We start from the raw sequence: 1894 nt of genomic DNA on the forward strand, positions 1-1894 counted from the left end.
CTGGCGCGCATTGTTGTGCCAATGCTGCAGGCATGGAGTGGTATCCGATACCAAATCGCAGAGCTGAGCAAGCAGCTGGCAGCGAGTTGGCCGGATCCTCCACCGCATAGCCATCGCCTGTGGCCCGCGGGTTCCTTCCTCGGGGACTTTCGTACGCCTGCCGGCGCCCGAAACTCTTCACGAAAGCGGAATGGCGGCTTGGAGGCTTGGAATGTGAGAAGCGGACGTTCAGGCGCCCCACGCATCGACGCGATCTGACCCATTCTCGGAAGTCGGGCCGGATAGACTCCAGGCCAGATTACCAATACAATCCCAGGTGCTGGGTTTCTGAAAGTATTCAACCCACATGGCCGAGATTCGAACCCAACGCCGCCTTGCCGCGATTCTGGCTGCTGATGTCGTTGGCTTTTCGCGCCTCATGGAGCACGACGAGGCTGGCACACTGGCCGCTCTCAAAGCGCGGCGGCGCGATGTTCTGGTTCCATTGGTTGCCCAGTACCACGGCCGCGTGGTCAAGGTGATGGGCGACGGTGTGCTGGTGGAATTTGGCAGTGCGGTTGATGCCGTCCAATGCGCCGTCGAATTACAAAAGGGTTTTACCGGGGCCAACGAGAGCGTGGCGGAGGCCTACCGCATCGTCCTGCGTATCGGCATCAATCTGGGCGACGTCATCGTCGAGGGAAGCGATCTCTATGGCGACGGTGTCAACGTGGCAGCCCGGCTGGAGGGTCTGGCTGAGCCCGGCGGCATCTACGTCTCCGCCACCGTGCACGATCATGTCACCGGCAAGCTGACATTGGCGTTCGACGATCTCGGCGAGCAGGCGCTCAAGAATATCGCAAAGCCGGTGCAGGTTTACCGCGCCGGAACAGGGGGGATCGGCAAACGCGCGGTGCAACCGGTGCCTCAACTCCTGGATAAACCCTCGATCGCGGTTCTGCCCTTCGTCAACATGAGCGGCGATCCCGAGCAGGAGTACTTTTCCGACGGCATCACCGAGGACATTATCACCGACCTTTCGAAGGTGTCCGGACTCTCCGTCGTCGCGCGCAATACGGTCTTCACCTTCAAGGGCAAGGCGGTATTAATCGAGGAAGTGGCGAAGAAGCTGAATGTCGCCTACGTCCTGGAGGGAAGTGTACGCAAGGCTGGAGGACGGGTGCGCATCACGGCTCAGCTAATCAATGGTCGTGGCGGCGACCATATCTGGGCCGAGCGATATGACCGGACGCTGGACGATATCTTCAAACTGCAGGACGAGATTTCCAAGACTATAGTCGATGTCCTCAAAGTGAAGCTGTTGCCTGAAGAACTGGAGACTATTACAAACCGCTCGACCGACAACCCAGAGGCTTACGAGACGCTGTTGATGGGCAGATCGTTCCTCAACAGGGGAGTCGAGACGAAGTTTATCAAAACAGCGCAGCGACTGTTTGCTAGAGCTATTGAAGTTGACCCAAATTATGCGCGCGCTTATGCCGCTTTGGCTGATTGTGAGTGGCTTCTGTTGACTTGCAACGATCCCGACGCCAGCTTCGAGGCAGTCCTTTCCAACAGCTCACGGGCGCTCGAACTTGAGCCAGGTCTCGCTGACGCCCACGCATCACGTGGCGGGGCCTTGTTCGTAAATGGCCGGTATGCCGAGGCGGAAGTGGAGTTCGAGCGAGCTTTAGAGTTAGACGCCAGTTCTTCCGATACCTATTTCTCTTACGGCCGGAATTGTTTCATTCAAGGTCAATACGAGAAAGCTGCCGGTCTGTACCAGCGTGCCGTATCGTTGTCACCCGATGACTATCGGTTCTGGACCAATCTAGTGGATTGATTCCAACGCTTGGTGCCCGCGTTTGACTGCTGCAATGATCTCATCGGGATCTGCTTTCCAGACGAATGGCCG

General features: G+C 57.8%; 1 protein-coding gene. It reads left to right on the top strand.

The window, feature by feature from the left end:
- Positions 1-346 precede the first annotated feature (346 nt).
- A complete protein-coding gene (locus NKH60_RS34835; protein WP_352875110.1) occupies positions 347-1822 on the top strand; it encodes an adenylate/guanylate cyclase domain-containing protein in 1476 nt (491 codons plus the stop codon).
- Positions 1823-1894: the final 72 nt, after the last annotated feature.

The organism is Mesorhizobium sp. M1006 (assembly GCF_040318825.1).
Classification (GTDB): domain Bacteria; phylum Pseudomonadota; class Alphaproteobacteria; order Rhizobiales; family Rhizobiaceae; genus Mesorhizobium.